The 16,825-nt window shown below is 59.7% G+C and carries 12 protein-coding genes; 9 read left to right on the forward strand and 3 right to left on the reverse strand.

Features of this window, described 5'->3' with window-relative positions; genetic code table 11:
- Positions 1-108 precede the first annotated feature (108 nt).
- From J3U87_RS18545 to J3U87_RS18575, 7 genes are all read left to right on the forward strand, one after another.
- On the forward strand, positions 109-447 hold the full coding sequence (locus J3U87_RS18545; protein ID WP_237377272.1) for a PilZ domain-containing protein: 339 nt from the start codon (positions 109-111) through the stop codon (positions 445-447).
- Positions 448-484: 37 nt separating this feature from the next.
- Positions 485-3,187 carry a response regulator gene (locus J3U87_RS18550; protein ID WP_237377273.1) on the forward strand — a complete coding sequence of 901 codons (2,703 nt, stop codon included), beginning with the start codon at positions 485-487 and terminating at the stop codon, positions 3,185-3,187.
- A gap of 630 nt (positions 3,188-3,817) precedes the next feature.
- The gene (locus J3U87_RS18555) at positions 3,818-4,480 is read left to right on the forward strand and encodes a hypothetical protein (RefSeq protein ID WP_237377274.1); all 663 of its coding nucleotides are present in this window, start codon (positions 3,818-3,820) and stop codon (positions 4,478-4,480) included.
- Between the two features lie 64 nt (positions 4,481-4,544).
- Positions 4,545-6,131 (forward strand): bifunctional phosphoribosylaminoimidazolecarboxamide formyltransferase/IMP cyclohydrolase, encoded by a 1,587-nt coding sequence (gene purH / locus J3U87_RS18560; protein WP_237377275.1) that lies wholly within the window; start codon positions 4,545-4,547, stop codon positions 6,129-6,131.
- 193 nt (positions 6,132-6,324) lie between these two features.
- Entirely contained in the window at positions 6,325-7,254 is a 930-nt protein-coding gene (locus J3U87_RS18565; protein ID WP_237377276.1) for a 2-keto-4-pentenoate hydratase, read from the forward strand.
- 267 nt (positions 7,255-7,521) lie between these two features.
- Complete coding sequence (locus J3U87_RS18570) at positions 7,522-8,205, forward strand: protein-L-isoaspartate(D-aspartate) O-methyltransferase (RefSeq protein WP_237377277.1); 684 nt, start codon at positions 7,522-7,524, stop codon at positions 8,203-8,205.
- Between the two features lie 26 nt (positions 8,206-8,231).
- Positions 8,232-10,661: a spermine/spermidine synthase domain-containing protein gene (locus J3U87_RS18575; RefSeq protein ID WP_237377278.1), complete on the forward strand. Its 2,430-nt coding sequence runs from the start codon at positions 8,232-8,234 to the stop codon at positions 10,659-10,661.
- Positions 10,662-11,171: 510 nt separating this feature from the next.
- On the opposite strand, the gene J3U87_RS18580 is transcribed toward J3U87_RS18575, so the two are convergent.
- Both J3U87_RS18580 and J3U87_RS18585 read right to left on the reverse strand, forming a co-directional pair.
- Positions 11,172-11,630: an ATP-binding protein gene (locus J3U87_RS18580; protein WP_237377279.1), complete on the reverse strand. Its 459-nt coding sequence runs from the start codon at positions 11,628-11,630 to the stop codon at positions 11,172-11,174.
- 199 nt (positions 11,631-11,829) lie between these two features.
- Positions 11,830-12,198 carry a hypothetical protein gene (locus tag J3U87_RS18585; RefSeq protein WP_237377280.1) on the reverse strand — a complete coding sequence of 123 codons (369 nt, stop codon included), beginning with the start codon at positions 12,196-12,198 and terminating at the stop codon, positions 11,830-11,832.
- A 398-nt stretch (positions 12,199-12,596) separates the two neighbouring features.
- Here J3U87_RS18585 and J3U87_RS18590 point away from each other — a divergent pair, with 398 nt between their 5' ends.
- Positions 12,597-15,125: a M4 family metallopeptidase gene (locus tag J3U87_RS18590; RefSeq protein WP_272932381.1), complete on the forward strand. Its 2,529-nt coding sequence runs from the start codon at positions 12,597-12,599 to the stop codon at positions 15,123-15,125.
- 208 nt (positions 15,126-15,333) lie between these two features.
- Positions 15,334-15,807: a Cys-tRNA(Pro) deacylase gene (gene ybaK, locus J3U87_RS18600; protein ID WP_237377281.1), complete on the forward strand. Its 474-nt coding sequence runs from the start codon at positions 15,334-15,336 to the stop codon at positions 15,805-15,807.
- Positions 15,808-15,822: 15 nt separating this feature from the next.
- On the opposite strand, the gene J3U87_RS18605 is transcribed toward ybaK, so the two are convergent.
- Entirely contained in the window at positions 15,823-16,803 is a 981-nt protein-coding gene (locus tag J3U87_RS18605) for a flagellar basal body-associated FliL family protein (protein ID WP_237377282.1), read from the reverse strand.
- Between the last annotated feature and the right edge of the window lie 22 nt (positions 16,804-16,825).

Here is a 16,825-nt window from a genome sequence, read left to right on the forward strand (position 1 = left end):
CCACCATCGGATGGGCGCCTCCGACCGGGCAGTGGTGTGCCGGGCTCAAGCTATCCGGTGCGAATGTCGATTCCTGTGATCAACGATCTCATTCGAGGAGCGCGATTCATGCCTCACTACGCACCGCGGCGTTTCGAACGCTTCAACTGCGAGATGGCCGTATGGATTCACCCGCTCGCCCCTGAAGAACCGCTCTTGTTGGCCGAAGTGCTCAATATCAGCGGTGGCGGGTTCCTCTGCCGCGTGGACCGCGAACTTCCTCAAAACCAGCCCTTGGATATTTCCATTGAACTACCCCAGCGGGAAAACCTGGTTCCGGTCAAGGGAGAGGTCCGCCACGTGCGGCCCGAGGACGAGCAAACCTTTCTCATCGGTCTGGAATTCACGGAGATCGAAGGTATGACGGTCCCCGCTTTCATAGCCTACATCGAGGCTATGTTCGTTTAGGTACCCCCACCTCCACCAAAAACTGGCGAGTGAATCCATGCACAGGGACATGTTTCAGGAACGGATCGAGGAAATCCTGAAGACCGGCAACGAGAAGTTGCTGCATTCCTTCTTGATGCGTGGATTGAAGACGGACCGACAGCAAACCATCGGGTTGCTGAACGAGGTCCTGCCGCTCATCGGCGGCCGCAATCGGCTCAAGGTCATGGAAATCCTGATCGACGACGGCGAAAAGGACCTCATACCGTTGTTCGTGAGGGCCATCGTGCACGAAAAGAACATGTTGTTCGCCAAGAGCCTGTTGTTCATCTACCGCAATTTCAGCCATTACGAGGCCGTCTTCCCGCTGGAATCCATCGAAGATCGGCTGGTTCCCGAACTGGGCGACGCCTTCAAACGCGTCATCGGAACCCTGCGCGCCAAGCACCACCACCGGTTCAACATGCAGGCCTTCCGCGATCGGGACGACCAGCCGGATTTGTTGCGGGAAACGCTGGACATGATGCTGAAGGAGCCGGATCCCGCCTATGCCGGTTTTCTGATCGACCGGTTGAACGACGGGACCGATCTCCAGGTCCGTGAAGCGTTGCGGGGTCTGGATGCGCTCGGTGACGCGGATTCGGTACCGACACTGCTGGAGTTCCTGGCGGCGCGCATCGAGCAAAAAAAGCTGGTGGATCGCCTGGGGCGTTTCCTGGTGCGGCCCGAAAGTCACGAGGAACGCGGCCCGGCGGATTACGCCCAACCCTTGGCCGATCTGGTGGGCTGGGACGATACGGATCGCGAAACCTTCCACGCCTGCATCCAACAGGGAAAAGGCGAAGCGGTGCTTTCGATGGTGCGCGGTGGATTTGGCTTGAACGGCGATCTCTGGATGGAAGTCAGCGTCTTCCTGACCAACACCCTCTCCGGTGAAAAACCGCAGGAAAGCGCGCTCGCCAGCTTGAACACGGCCTTCGCCGCATGGCAAGGCGAGCAGGACCGGGTCCTGACGAAGGTTTGCGAGGTGCTTGGGCGGATTCGTTTTCGCTGTGACGGCGAAGATGCCACGGAGCGGATCGAGGCCGCCATTCCCGAATCCGAGTCGGCCCGGCCCGTGATGCTGATCGCCTACCTGGAGGGTTGCCGCTCCGCCAACGCGCTGAAACGGTTGTTGGCATACGTTTCCTTTCCGCCCGACGAGGTGGTGTTGCGGCGCGCCCTCGAGGCTCTGACCGCCTTCTCGTTCGAGACCCTGCCGTTGCCCTTGCTGGATGTGGTGCGAACCGGGCCCGATGCCGGGATTCGTGAAATGGCCATGGACATCCTCGCCCGTGCCGGATACGGCTCCGTTCTGGTGGAAGACGTGTTGGTGGGGGCGCCTGCCGAACGACTCCCCGAAATCGCGCAGGCGGTGGCGCGCCATCGCGTTCAAGGTGGCGGCGCCCGCCTGGCCGATTTGTTGGAAGACGCCGAGTCCGAGTCCCTGGCGTTGGTGCTGATCGAGTCGCTTCGTGCTTTTCCCGGCTCGCGTACCGGTCCGGCCGTGAAGCCCTTTTTCCAGCCAGGCAATCCAAAGGCGATTCGCGATGCGGCTTTGGAGACCCTTTTGGTGGCCGGCGGTCCCGAGCGGTTGCAATACCTCCTGGACGGCCTGAATCTTTTTCCGACCATCAAGAAAGATCAACTGGTCCGCCAAGTGTGCGAGCGCCTGGCCACCTTCAACCGCGAGCAATTTCCGCCCGGTTTGTTGGAGGCCATGGATTTCTGGTTGTCCTTGCTGCAGGATGCCCGCGACGAACAACTGCGCTACCTGGTGTTGCAGGTTCTTCAAAGCGCCGATTGGGGCCAGGCTCGCAACAAGCGTATGTGGGTCGAGAGCCTGCGCAGTCTCAGTGAAGACGACGAGCCCCAACGCAGCAGTGAGGAGCGGCGCCTGTTGCGGGTGCTGATCATCAAAGCCGAAGGCGATTCCCGCACCGCGACCGCCGCTCCGGCGGAGCCGCCGCCGGTCGCGGAGCCCGCGGTAGAGGAAGCTGCCCGTCCGGAGGGTCCCGCTTCAAGGAGACGGCTCGACTACATGCTGGATCAACTGGAGACGTCCTGCCACCACCAGCGGGCCGGCGCTTTGCGACGGCTCAACCTGATGTACAAACCCCACCTTTTGAAAAACCAACCTCACGAAGAGAAAAGGTTGGTGGACAACGTATTGCGGCTTTTCGAGCAGAATCAGGGCGTGACCGAACTGACCCGCGTGTGCATCAGTTTGGCGGTGAAGGTGGGCCATCCTCGTTTGTTGGAACGCGTCGATACCTGCCTCTACGATACCGATCTGGGCGTCGTCCAGTTTGCCGATCGCGCCCTCGCCATGGTGCGCAAGGCCGAAATGGCGCAATCGATTCAAACCATTCACCTGCTTGACGATACCCGTCTGGTGACGCGCACGCTGAGTTCGCTGTTGACGCGTAGCGGGTTCCAGGTGGAGATCGACAATTGCCCCGAAGACGCGTTGGTGCGCTTGGAACGCGGCCGCTTCGACCTGGGCATCGTCGACTTGATCATGCCGAAACTCGATGGCGTGAGCTTCATTCGAGAGATTCGGCGCAGGCAATTGGCGCCGCGCCGGCTGGTCGTCATTACCTCCAGCCGCGACGAGAACCTGCACCGGGTGGTCCGGGGCCTGGATGTCGATGCGTTGCTGCTCAAGCCGTTCCCCATGGCGCGACTGGTGGATTGCATCCGCGGCCTGGAAGCGTCCTGACGATCGGTGAACCGCGTAGACATCGGGAGCCGACAAACTTCCAACCGGGTTTGGACGAAGGAAAGCTTAATATTGTTTTGTGTCGCTAAAAAGTTGGCTTGTGGATTGCTAAAGAAAGCAATGTCTTTTTCAACATGACATTGACAACATATTCGACCTTTCAATCAAATTTTTTCCTACTTTCATCTCTGTTAGTGTTTTTACATTCTGGCTTCTCGATCGCTCCGTTCTCGATTTCTCGATAAAGCACATACTATGACTCCCTCTCGTTCCCCAAGACCCGCGAGATCCACGCTCGCGGGTTTTTTCTTTTTGGGGGAAGGCCTCTGCGGTGATCTTCCGATCCGCGGCCTGTCTCCGGTTTGGATACGAAAACCGAACGCGATGGGCCGCGAACCTCGATTGTCTCGGGGATGCGCACGCTTTGTGAATCCCGCTTCCAGCCTTGAACGCACTCACTTTTTGGGCTTTTCCTGCGAATCCGGGTTTACGGTTTGCGGGCTTTGAGTGAAAATAGTGATGTAGCGCACGCGCGCTCGGGTGGGTATCATCGCCAACAGGGGAACCTTTATTATGAAACGATTCCTTTTCGTATGTTTACTTTTTCCGACAATATGTTTCGGTGCATTTATGGAACGTGCCGAACCCAATCGCCCTGTCAAATATTCCGTTTTCAAAGCCCACACCATCCTTCCCGAAACCTTTCGAAACGTGATCGAAAAGAACGGGAAACACCTGTTTGCCGGTCTCGAAAAGGGATTGTCCACGCCCCACGCCCAGCTCTCCGTCGAGCGCGTGATGGAAGAAAAGCGGAAGATCACCGAACTGGTCAACAACCAGGCCGCCTTCAGCCAGGTCGCCCATCAGATGGGGTTCGTGGCCGGTTTGGTCGCGCTGCTGGCCGATCCCGTTCAGGAACAACAGGGGACCGTGCGCCAAGGCTTCGATTTCTATCTCGATTACAAGCTGTCGCGGTTCCATTTCGTGTTCGACGGCTACCCAGGTCCCGACGTCAACGAGCAATGGCTCTCCGCCCAACTGAACGCCGTGGTCAGTCACCGAACCCAGTACCGCAACATCTTGGAAAAGGGTTATCGCCAGGTGAACGGCAACCCACGCTTCCGTTTCGACGAGCGCCATCCCGTCTACGGGGTGTGCAGCATCTACTTTTCCAATGTGGCTCGACTCTCCGCCCATCTCTGGTATCATGCTTGGGCGGCCGCCAATGGGGACCTCACCAGAACGCCTCTACTGAAAGAACGCATCGCGGAAATGAAGAAAAAACAAGGCTGAGCGGGCTTTCGGGAACTTTTTTTACACAGCGTTCGGCGGCCAAAAAAAAGCGGAGTAGCGAGCAATGATGGCCGAACAGAAAAAGCGTGCGCTCATCAGTGTCTCGGACAAGGCCGGCATCGCCGAGTTTGCCGAAGCACTGGCTGAAAAAGGATTCGAAATCATTAGTTCGGGCGGCACCTATCGCCACCTCGAGCAGGCCGGGTTGAACCCCATCAAAGTGGCCGACATCACCGGATTTCCCGAGATCCTCGACGGACGGGTCAAGACCCTGCATCCCCACGTCCACGGGGCCCTGTTGGCCCGCTACGAGTTGGCCTCGCATCGCGAGCAATTGAACGGTCACGGCATCGATCCGATTCAGGTCGTCGTGGTCAACCTCTATCCCTTTGCCCAGACCATCGCCAAAGAAGGCGTGACGGTGGCCGAAGCGATCGAACAGATCGATATCGGCGGGCCGACCATGGTTCGCGCCACGGCCAAGAATTTCCAAAACCTCACCATCCTGACCGACCCTGCCGATTACAGCGCTTTCCTCGAGGGTGTGGATCCCGCCACCGGCTTGCCTTCCCTGGCGTTTCGCCTGACCATGGCCCAAAAGGCGTTCCAGCACACCTTTTCCTACGACATGAAAATCGCCGATTACCTGGATGCGGTAGTGGCCGATGAGCGGGAACTGACGCGGGCCGAAGACGAGACCCTGCCAAAGGTGTTTCGCATGAGTGCCGAGCGGACCGAGGTCTTGCGCTACGGCGAGAACCCCCACCAACGGGCCGGCATGTATCAGGTGCACGGTGCCGAGCTGCCGGACTACGTCACCCAACATCAAGGCAAACTGCTCAGTTACAACAACCTGGTGGACATGGAAGCGGCTTGGCGTTGCGCCTGTGATTTCGATCGGGCCACCGCGGTCGTGGTCAAGCACACCAACCCTTGCGGCGTGGCCAGTCACGACGTGTTGGAGGAGGCCTTCCGCCGGGCCCGGAAAGTGGATGCGACCTCGTCGTTCGGCGGCGTGATCGCCTTCAATCGCGAAGTGGACGAAGCCACGGCGATCGCCATCAACGAACAGTTCGCCGAACTGGTGATCGCGCCCGCCTTCAGTGAGGCGGCGCTGAAGAAATTCAAAAGGAAAAAGAACCTGCGCGTGCTCGAGATCCACCTGCCGGACGGCCGGTTGCCTCGTGGCCTGGAGTTCAAGCGCCTCGACCACGGACTCCTGGTGCAGGACAAGGACAACAAGCGCGTGCCCTTTTCCGATTGGAAACTGGTTTCCGAGCGCCAGCCTTCCGAAGCGGAGGTGGCCGCCCTGACCATGGCGTGGCAGATCGTGCCCCACGTGAAATCCAACGCGATCGTCTATGCCGACGCCGACGGTGCCGTGGGCATTGGCGCCGGCCAGATGAGTCGGGTGGACTCTTCCAAGATCGGCATCGCCAAGGCGGGTGAAGCGGGTTTGACCATTGCCGGTTGCGCCATGGCTTCCGACGCGTTTTTCCCGTTCCGCGATTCGATCGACGCGGCCGCGGCAGCGGGTGTTCGCGCGATCGTGGAGCCGGGCGGTTCGATTCGCGACGAAGAAGTGATCCAAGCGGCCAACGAGCACGGCATCGCCCTGTTCTTCACCGAGACGCGTCACTTCAAACACTGACCAAACACGTGTTCGATGGGATTCGTGTCGCCGCGATCGCGGCGACGCCTCCCAAGCGCCCAACGTGCGCTTTCTCTCTTTGGGTTCACGGCGGAATGATTTAGCATGAATCTCGATTGGGTCGTCGTTCGACCGGATCTTGCGCGGTTCGCGCGTTCCCTGGTGAAAGGTCTCGTCTCGAGGGAGGGTTTCGATGGGTATTCCGCAAAAGCCTCAATTCCTGATGAAGCGCCGTTTCCGATGTCGCCTTTGGGGCGTTCTCGCCGTTTATCTGAAAGTTGGCCTGCTTTTTTCGGGATTCGCGGTCCTGCAGGCCGAGGATGGAGATGGGTTCCTGGGCGCCCTGCGCGTAGCCTATCCCACCGCCAAAACCCTGGACCAGCCTTTTCCGGGCCAATCCGTGGAGGATGCCCGCGCGGTTCAGCGCGAGTTCATTACCAGCCTTTGCGGGATCATGGGTCCCGTGGTCGGCTATAAGGCCGCTTTGACCAATTCCGCGGCCCAGAAGCGGTTTGGGGTGGATCAACCGATTCGCGGCACCCTGTTGCGCGACATGATTCTCAAGAGCGGGGCCCGGGTCCCCCTGGATTTTGCGGCCGTCCCCTTGTTGGAAGGCGATCTGGTGGTGCGGGTCGCCGGTGAGGCCATCAACCGCGCCGAGGGGCGCAAAGAGGCACTGGCCGCGCTCGACATGGTCTACCCGTTTCTCGAGTTGCCCGATGCGGTGTTTCGCAAGGGCGTCGAGATCAACGGTCTCGCCCTGATCGCCATCAATGCCGGCGCCCGCTATGGTGTGCTCGGCGAAGGGGTTCCGCTGGGCAAGATGGCGAATCCGGAAAAGGCCCTTGCCCAAATCGAGGTCGTGGTTTCGGACGAAAACGGCCGCGAGTTGGCCAACGGGGAAAGCGGCAATCTGCTCGGCCATCCCTTGGATGTGGTGCTGTGGCTGCGCGACTCGCTGCATGCCGAAGGGAAAAAGCTCAAACGCGGCGACCTGCTCTCCTTGGGCTCGATGACCGCTTTGGTGCCGCTCCGCAGTGCGGGCACCTTTTCAGCCCAATTCGAAGGCCTGCATCCCGAGCGTGTCATGCGCGTGGACGTGATCCTGGAAGAACCACGCTGAAGGGTGCCGCCCAACCAGGAGGGCTCGGCACTTCACGCGAACATTCGGCACCATGGGCACGGTATCGGGTCTCGGGCGCCAGGTGCTCGGAGTGCCGGTCGTGGTAGAAATCCGACCGTGACCTGGGCACCGGTCGTGATTTGGTGGTGTTCCGGATCCGTTCATGGGATTCGCGATCCGGCCATGCCCGTGTGCGAGTTTTTTCGACGGGGCCCGTTTTTTTGATAGGATGGCGGAAAGGCCTTTCGTGGATTTAGCGAGGTGCCCATGAACACGATCTTCGCCATGGTTTGTGCGAGCCTCTTCTTGTTTCAGGGCGATTACCAGAAAGAACGAGCCCGGATGGTGGCCGACCAGATTCGCGCGCGCGGTGTGAGAGACGCAGCGGTCTTGGCGGCGATGGAATCCGTGGAACGACACCGTTTCGTGCCCAAACACTTGAGGCACGACGCCTACGAGGATCACCCGTTGCCCATCGGGCACGGCCAGACGATTTCCCAACCCTACATTGTCGCGGCCATGACCGAGATGTTGCGGGTCGATTCCGATTCGGTGGTCTTGGAAGTCGGCACGGGCTCCGGATACCAGGCGGCGATCCTGGCTCGCATCGTCAAGCGGGTCTACACCCTCGAGGTGATCGCCCCGCTCGCGCGCCGAGCCGTAACCACCTTGAGGGAGAACGGGATGACCAACGTGACCGTCAAAGAGGGCGACGGTTATTACGGCTGGGCTGAGAAGGGGCCGTTCGACGGCATCGTCGTGACCGCCGCGGCCAGCCACATTCCGCCACCGTTGGTGGATCAGTTGAAGCCCGGGGGCTGGATGGTCATTCCGGTCGGGCCGGTCTTCGCGGTTCAGTCGCTCATGCTGGTGCACAAGCGCGAGGACGGCACCATTACGAAGAAAAAGGTGATGTCGGTGCGCTTCGTGCCGCTTACCGGTAACCACTGATCCGGCGCCGGGCCCGGTTTTTTGTCATGACCCACCTTGCGATTTTTTTGGTCGGATTGGTGGGGATCGCCTATCAGATCGCCTTGATGCGCATCTTCTCGATCGCCCAGTGGTACCACTTCGCCTACATGATCATCAGCATCTGCATGTTGGGCTTTTCCTTCAGCGGGACCTTGCTGGCCCTGGTGCGGCGGCGCATTGCGGGTCGAGAAGCGCTTTGGCTTTCTCGCTGTACGCTTGCCTTGGTACCTGCGCCGGCGTTGTGCTACGCCTTGGGGCAAATGGTGCCGTTCGAATCCTTCCGGCTCCTGGTCGAGCCGATCCAAAGTCTCTACCTACTGTGGATCTACCTCGCGTTCAGCTTGCCGTTCGCTTTGGTCTCGGCCTGTATCACGCTCGGGTTCATGATCGAAAAGGCGCGGGTGGGCAAGGTCTATTTCGTCAATATGGCCGGATCGGGCCTGGGGGCCCTGGTCGTGATCCTGTTGCTCTACCGGGTGAATCCCGTGTGGGTTCCCTACCTGCTCGCGATCCCGGCCGCGGTGGCCCATTTGGTCCTGCAGCGGCGAGCAGACTGGCTTCGAACGTGGCGGTGGTTGGCGGCAGCCGGGATTCTCTTGGTCCTGGTCGGTCCGAGGCCGATTCGGATGTCCGAGTACAAGGGACTCTCCCATGCCGGCGCCTTGCCCGATGCCGAAGTTCTCGAACGCCGCGACGGGCCGATGTCCCAAATCACGGTCCTTTCCTCATCCATGATTCGCGAGACGCCAGGCCAGATATCCAACTATCCCATGGGCCGCTTGGGCCCGCTACCGGAACAGATCGCCTTGTTTTTCGACGGTGGCGGCATGTCGGTGGTCAACCGGCTGAATGGCGAGCCCAGCGAGGCGGTGTACCTGGATTACGTGGGCGACGCCCTGCCCTACCGCCTGTTGACCCGACCCGAGGTCTTCATCGTGGGGGCCGGTGGCGGCACCCAAATCTTGAACGCCCTGTACCACCGGGCAACGCACGTGACCGCCGTGGAAGCCGATCCCAATTTGTTCGACCTCATGGAAGGTTCGCTGCACGCGTTCTCTGGGGGTTTGTACACCCGACCGGAAGTGACCGTCGTGCACGCGGAGGGAAGGGGATACCTGCAGGCCCGTGAAAAGCGTTTCGACCTGATTCAACTGTCCCTTTTGGATTCCTTCAATGCGTCCTCGGCTGGGGTTCGCGCGCTCAATGAAGACTATCTCTACACGCTGGAAGCAATGGGGTTGTATCTGGACCGCCTGGCGCCGGAGGGCATGCTGGCCATTTCCCGATGGTTGAAATCGCCGCCGCGAGACACGATCAAAATGGCGGCCACCCTGATCGAGACCGCCGAACGGGCCGGTATTCGCGAGCCGGCCAGACATCTCGTCGTCATTCGCACCTGGAACACCGCCACCCTGCTGTTGAGCAAGGTGCCGCTTTCGGCGGAGCGGATCGCGGCAGTCCGAGCGTTTTGCGCCGAGCGGCATCTGGATATCTGTTGGTTGCCGGACCTGCGGATCGAGGAAACCAATCGCTATACGATCCTGGAGACACCCGAATATTTCCAGGCGATTTCGCGGTTGCTGTCGGCCGAACGCGAGTCTTTCTACCGGAATCACCTGTTCGACATTCGCCCCGCGACCGACGATCGCCCCTACTTTTTTCGCTTCTTTCGCTGGAAGGCGTTGCCGGAACTGTGGGCGCACATGGGAACCGAGTGGATCCCCTTCGTGGAGTGGGGTTACCTCACGCTGATCGTCACGCTGTTGCAGGCACTGCTCGCTTGCGTGCTCTTGCTGTTGCCGCTGGTGGCACCGGCATTGGGTCTGTTTCGGAAAAGGGGCGGAGAGATCCCCGGCGGGTCGAAGCAGGTAGGGACCGCCGCGGTCATGTTTTATTTCGGCGCCCTGGGGTTCGCGTTCATGTTTCTGGAAATGGCATTCATTCAAAAGTTCATGTTGTATCTCAGTTATCCGGTGTTGGCCGTCTCGGTCATCCTGACCGCGATGCTGTTCTTTGCCGGGTTGGGCAGCTATTTTGCCGATCGCTATCGGGGCGTGGGGCTTCTTCCCCGGACGTTCGCGGCTCTGGCCCTGGTGTCCGCGGTGTATGGCGCTGGTCTGTCACCGCTGTTCGCCGCTTCGGCCGGATTGGGCGAGGCCTGGAAAATCCTGCTCAGCGTGCTGCTGCTGGGACTGCCGGCCTTTTTCATGGGGATTCCCTTTCCCACGGGACTGCAGCGGGTGTCCGAGCGCGATGACGTTTCGGTTCCCTGGGCGTGGTGTGTCAACGGCTGTGCCTCGGTGGTGGGGGCGACGTTGGGTAAGGTACTCGCCATGCAGTTCGGGTTCAGGTTCCTGCTGTTGACGGCGGTGGTGCTGTACGGCGTGGCCACGATCGCCTATCCTGCGTTGACTCGCGACAAATTGGACGGTTGAGCGACCGCCAGGGCTTTGCTGGCTGCGCCTTGGGAGCTCCTGCCTGGTTCGAGACCAAAAAAAAGGAAGTCGACACGTCGACTTCCTTACCGAGGAGGAGATTTACAAAAAGCAAGTTTGGGGTTTCTTGGAAAACTCGAAATGAACTTCCGTTTTTTACAACAAACTCAAAAACAGGCAGATGGTGAGAGTGGGGGGAATTATCTTCTGGAGATATTCAGGTCATCGGCGTACAGACGGAAATGTTTAACTTTTGGGTGATTTTTTTCACCATATATATAAATAGATGTATCTGGCCCAGTAGCCTTCTGATTTTGAACGGCTTTTCAGACAGTTGCGAGCGAGGTCGCCAAAGTGACCTCTTCGACCGATCGACCAAAAAATGAGCGGCACGGTACCGGGACCGATGCCCGGGCAGTTGCGCGACCCGCTGGCGAAAACTCGGGCCGAATCTCGCGAACCCCTGGCGCACCGAACCGGCACCGCGCAGGTCCGGTCCATCGGCGCGAATCAGGCCGTGCCCGCCTCGTCCACCGCCTGGCGATCTGCCTGCCTGCTTTTGGAAAACCACATCTTCAGGTGATTTCTGCCCGACTCGCGCCGGTACTGCAGGGCGTCGGCCACGGTCTTGATGATGTAAATGCCCAAGCCGCCCACTGGACGCGACTCGATATCGCTGTCTAAATCGGGTGGCGGCGCCTGAAGCGGGTCGAATGGTTTGCCGGTGTCGAAGATGTCGACCTTGACTTTCGTGTCGTCCTGGGAGAGCCGAACGTCGATGACGTGCCCGCCGTGGTCGTCGAAGCTGTACTTGATGATGTTGGACACCCATTCCACGATGGCCAAGTTGAGGGACATGGTCCCTTGCTCGTCCAAGCCGTGGTCTCGAGCGAAACGCTCGACCGGGTCGGCAAGCTCACGAATGGATTCGAACTTGTTTTCGATCTGAAGCTGCAATTGAGAGCTCATCAGCACAAACCACAATCGGAATTCCGGAAAAGGCCACCGCGGAAATGAAAAAAAGACCCGGGAAAAAGGATGAATCGCGTATCTGTTGAAAATATCACGTTCGAGAGGCTTGGTCTATCTCGTAAGGCGTTTGCCTGCCGGGTTTAGCCGGAAAGCAAGATCCGGTTCGGGCTGCGCGCCATTGGTGAACGGGCTGATTTCAGGGCTTTCTCGGCTCCTGAACGGTGTGGTCCACCGCGAGATGCAAGTGGGTCTCCTTGCGCTTGGGGGCGAACATGAACCAAAGAGGTCCCGCGAACGGCAGGCAAATCATCAGGGCCATCGCCTTCCATTCGGGTGGGCCTTTGGGCTTGCCGTCCATCCACTTGATGATCCCGCAACCCAGCAGGCTGGCCGCGACGATTCCGCCGATGAGAAGACCGGCTTTGGTACCGCCCATGGTTTGCGAAAGCGCCAGCCACATCCACACGAAGGGTCCCAGGGCGATCAGGAAGATCACCAGAAAAATGACGATCGGCACCACGTAGGCGATGTCGGAAAGGCGAAGCTTGTTTTCGCGTTGGCTCATGAGTCCTCCGGAAGTCCAGTCCCTCTATTCATCTTACACCAGACGGGAAGCACGGGCATGAGCCGCTGTCGCCACCCGCCACACAATGGCGCTTCAGGGCGAACTGCTGGCCTCAAAGAAAATTGTGACCGTTCGTACGGCTTCGAAAAGTTGAAGCTTATCAGCCGTTTGGAGAGGGGTGGTTAAAAAAGAGTGATCAATGTAACGATTTTGTAAATGAAAATGTGTTGACATCTTTACCGCGGTGAGTATCCTAGAACTCGCATCTCATCTGATTTTCAAATCGCTGGTACTTTTCTTAGGCTGAGAACCTTGATTCGCAGAAGAATTCTGCAGTTCTCGGTCTGAAGTCCTAATTATTTTCTGAAAATATCGATCATCTTAGAGAGGAGAACAAAATGAATCATCCAAGAATGAATCGTTCTTGGAGCAAGTCGATCCTTGTGGTCGCAGCTTGCTTGTTTACCGTTTTCGCGCTGGCAGCGGAAAAAGTCGATCTTCGTCAGCACGGAGATATCTCTCGTGCCGCCAATGAGTTCCAATCGGCTTCCCTCGAAAGCCTGATTGGACTGGATGAGTCGGTTTCCGAACTCGCCGTCGTTCGCGAGCGTACCGACAACACCGCCAACTTGATCCATACCCGCTATCAGCAGTACTACCGCGGCGTCCCCATCTGGGGCGAGCAAGTCGTCGTGACCCGCAAGGCCAATGGTGAAGTGGTTCGGATGCACGGTCAGGCCGTCACCGGCATCGCCGCCGAACTCGCGACCGTCGAGCCCGGCCTGGCTTCCGAGGCTGTTTACAAAAATGCGCTGCGTGGCGTCATCAGCCGCCAGGGCATCCGTCGTCCCATTCTGGAAAACGAAGTGAATCGTCTGGTTGTCTTCGTTCAGGAAGACGGCACGCCCAAGCTGGCCTATCACGTTTCCTTCTTCCTCGACGGACAGGTTACCGCAAAGCCGACCCGTCCCACCATCTTGATCGACGCCCACACCGGCGAAGTCCTGATGGAGTACGAAGGTCTGGCTCATGCCGACGGTACCGGCCCCGGTGGTAACGAAAAAACCGGTCAGTACGAGTACGGCACCGACTTCCCCGCTTTCGAAGTATCCGAAAGCGGCAGCAACTGCAGCATGGACATCACCAACGTCAAAACCGTCGACCTCAACCACGGCACCAGCGGCAGCTCGGCGTACTCCTACGCCTGCTACAGAAACACCCGCAAGCAAATCAACGGTGCCTACTCTCCCCTGAACGACGCCCACTACTTCGGTAAAGTCGTTTTCGACATGTATTCCCAGTGGTACAACACCGCTCCGCTGACCTTCCAGTTGACGATGCGCGTTCACTACAGCAGCAACTACGAGAACGCGTTCTGGAACGGTTCCTCCATGACCTTCGGTGACGGCCGCAACACCTTCTATCCCCTGGTGAGCCTGGACGTTTCCGCTCACGAAGTCAGCCACGGTTTCACCGAGCAGAACTCCAACCTGACCTACTCCGGTCAGTCCGGCGGTATCAACGAAGCCTTCTCCGACATGGCCGGTGAAGCTGCCGAGTTTTTCATGAACGGCACCAACGACTTCCTGGTCGGTGCACAGATCTTCAAATCCAGTGGCGCCCTGCGCTACATGGCCGATCCTCCCCAGGACGGAAACTCCATCGGTTCCGCCAACGACTACACCAGCGGCATGGACGTACATTTCAGCTCCGGTGTCTTCAACAAGGCCTTCTACACCCTGGCCAGCACCAACGGTTGGGACACTCGTAAAGCGTTCGAAATCTTCGTGAAAGCCAACATGGACTACTGGACCAACAGCACCAACTTCCAGCAAGGCGCCCAGGGCGCCCTGGATGCCGCCAACGATCTCGGCTACACCGCCGCTGACGTTGTGGCCGCCTTCAATGCCGTCGACATCAGCCTCGATGGCGGTGGCGGTGGTGACGATGTCACCGACATCACCAACGGCTACTCCGCGACCATTTCCGGTGCCAGCGGTTCCTTCAAGTTCTACAAGCTCGCCGTACCTGCCGGCGCCTCCAATCTGGTCGTTGCCATCAGCGGCGGCAGCGGCGATGCCGACCTGTACACCCGTGCCGGTCAATTGCCCACCACTTCCGCTTACGATTGCCGCCCCTACCAGAGCGGCAACAACGAAACCTGCACCGTGGCCAGCCCGGCCGCCGGTGACTTCTACATCGGTGTACGCGGCTACAGCACCTACTCCGGCGTAACCATCACCGTCAACTACGACGATGGTTCCGGCGACGGCGGTGACGGTGGTGACGGCGGCGACGGCGGCGATGACGTCATCGACAACGGCGAAACCGTTTCCGATCTGTCCGGCGCCCAGGGCTCCTGGGTCTACTACCGCATCAACATCCCCGCTGGCGCTTCCGATCTGAGCGTTGCCATCAGCGGCGGTACCGGCGATGCCGACATGTACGTGAACTTCGGTTCCGAGCCCACCACCAGTGACTACGACTGCCGCCCCTACCGCAACGGCAACAACGAAACCTGCTCCTTCTCCAGCCCCTCGGCCGGTACCTACTACGTGGGCCTGCGTGGTTACAGCGCCTTCTCGGGTGTCAGCCTGACCGCCTCCTGGACCGATCCGGGCACCGGTGGTGACGAGATTAACGAATCCAACCTGGGCGCTTCCACCGGACAGTGGTTGCACTACAGCATCAACGTGGCTGCCGGCGCATCCTCGCTGTCCGCCCAAATTTCCGGTGGTTCCGGCGATGCCGATCTCTACGTGAACTTCGGCTCCCAACCCACTACCAGCAGCTACGATTGCCGCCCCTACCTGTCCGGCAACAGCGAAACCTGCAACATCAACAACCCGCAAGCGGGTACCTGGTATGTCAGCGTTCGCGCCTATTCTTCCTTCTCCGGCACGAGCCTGACCGCCCAGTCCAACTAAGACCGCGCGTTCCTCTCGCCTGGCCGGTGAAAGCCGGCGGGTGAGCGGGACCCCAAGCGCTCGAAGCGCACCGGGAAACCCCTTTCAGCCTTTGGTTTGAAAGGGGTTTTTCCCGTTTCGGCCTCGCCTTCGCCGAACCCTCCGGTTGCCAGGCCGGTGTCGATCTGGTAGACAATGGCGAACGCTTCGACTGTACAGGAAGGTCACCGTGAAAGTACCCGTCACCGCCGCCATTCGCGAACTGCGCAAACACGGCATCGCTTTCGAGCCCCATTTCTACCGCTACGAGGCGCGCGGGGGCACCGCCGTCTCCGCTCGGGAGTTGGGCGTTACGGAAGATTGCGTGGTCAAAACGCTGATTCTCGAGGACGACGCCAAAAAGCCGTTGATCGTGCTCATGAACGGGGATCGCGAAGTGTCTCTCAAGAACATGGCCCGCCTGCTGGAAACCAAGGCGGTGCAGCCCTGCAAGCCCGATGTGGCGCAGCGCCATTCGGGTTACATGGTGGGCGGAACCTCGCCCTTCGGGACCAAGAAACGCATGCCGGTCTATCTCGAAAAGCGCATTCTGGATTTCGAGACGATCTACATCAACGGCGGCAAGCGTGGATTCCTGGTCGCCCTGAATCCTCACGAGCTGGTTCGCGCACTCGAGGCTACGGTGGTCGAGGTCGGTGTCTGAGTTGCGGCCGAGCGATCAGGGTTGTCCGTTGGGGTTCAAGGGAACCTGATCCAGGGTGCGAAGCCGCTGTTTGATGGCCTCCAGCGGGGTGAGGAAGGCGACGGTCTTTTGTGCTTCGTTCGTTGTGATGCGCGAAACCAGGCCGATGACATGGCCGGTGCGCCGGCTGAATACCGGCGTCCCCGCTCGGGAACCCGGGATCAGGGCCTCGCTCATCGCGAGCGCGATAAACCCTTCCTCCACCTTGGCGACGGTGCCGCCACGCCACCGGTAGCCTATGCTGCTCTCGAAATCCTTGTCGGGCAGCCACACCGCTTCGCCGAGCTCGGGCCCGGGTCGTTCATCGAGCGTGAGGATCATGGCCGCGGGGATGGGGGCGTCGGATTCCGCCCGTCTCAAGGGAAAGATGCTCAGATCCTCGCGCAGGTCGATCGGGTCACCGCCGCCGGCCTTGCCCAGGCCACCCCGGCTGTGATCCGCCGTACCGACCACCTGGCCGCCGTTGACCGCGGCCCAGGTCACCCGGCGGGGGGGATGGGGGGATAACGTCAGGTAGTGTGCGGCCGTGAGTGCCAGCGGGTCGTTCTCGGCGTCGCGAATCAGGAAGCCGGTTCCCTGGAAGGTCGGGTCACTTTGGGACCAGTGCCACATCGGCTGCAGCAGAAAGGCTCCGGAAGGTGGCGGCAGGTTTGCCGGTGAGGCTGTATCGGGATCGCCCGATCCGGCCTCCGCGATCGACTCGGTGGGCGCTTCGGTCGGCTCCGGAGGCGAATCGTCGTCTCCGCCGATCATGAGCCAAAGGCCCAAGGTCAGGACGACCACCACCCCGGCGGCGGGCAGTCCGTAGCGAAGCATGCCCTCCTTGGTGCGGAGTGAGGCTAGGATCTCTTTGAAATCCAGGTTGGTAGCCTTTTCCTTCAACAGCGCGGGCAGCTCTTTGAGGCGTGGAAGGAATTCTTTGACGCGTTCCAGCAGGTCCTGTAATTTTTCCTTCACGAACGGTCACCTCCGCGCCAGT

Source organism: Sulfidibacter corallicola (assembly GCF_017498545.1).
Classification (GTDB): Bacteria; Acidobacteriota; Holophagae; order Acanthopleuribacterales; family Acanthopleuribacteraceae; genus Sulfidibacter; species Sulfidibacter corallicola.

Bases quoted from the DNA above. Each gene is read 5' to 3' on its own strand.
- J3U87_RS18545 (WP_237377272.1), top strand. From the start codon at position 109: ATGCCTCACTACGCACCGCGGCGTTTCGAACGCTTCAACTGCGAGATG.
- J3U87_RS18550 (WP_237377273.1), top strand. From the start codon at position 485: ATGCACAGGGACATGTTTCAGGAACGGATCGAGGAAATCCTGAAGACC.
- J3U87_RS18555 (WP_237377274.1), top strand. From the start codon at position 3,818: ATGGAACGTGCCGAACCCAATCGCCCTGTCAAATATTCCGTTTTCAAA.
- purH (WP_237377275.1), top strand. From the start codon at position 4,545: ATGATGGCCGAACAGAAAAAGCGTGCGCTCATCAGTGTCTCGGACAAG.
- J3U87_RS18565 (WP_237377276.1), top strand. From the start codon at position 6,325: ATGGGTATTCCGCAAAAGCCTCAATTCCTGATGAAGCGCCGTTTCCGA.
- J3U87_RS18570 (WP_237377277.1), top strand. From the start codon at position 7,522: ATGAACACGATCTTCGCCATGGTTTGTGCGAGCCTCTTCTTGTTTCAG.
- J3U87_RS18575 (WP_237377278.1), top strand. From the start codon at position 8,232: ATGACCCACCTTGCGATTTTTTTGGTCGGATTGGTGGGGATCGCCTAT.
- J3U87_RS18580 (WP_237377279.1), bottom strand. From the start codon at position 11,630: ATGAGCTCTCAATTGCAGCTTCAGATCGAAAACAAGTTCGAATCCATT.
- J3U87_RS18585 (WP_237377280.1), bottom strand. From the start codon at position 12,198: ATGAGCCAACGCGAAAACAAGCTTCGCCTTTCCGACATCGCCTACGTG.
- J3U87_RS18590 (WP_272932381.1), top strand. From the start codon at position 12,597: ATGAATCATCCAAGAATGAATCGTTCTTGGAGCAAGTCGATCCTTGTG.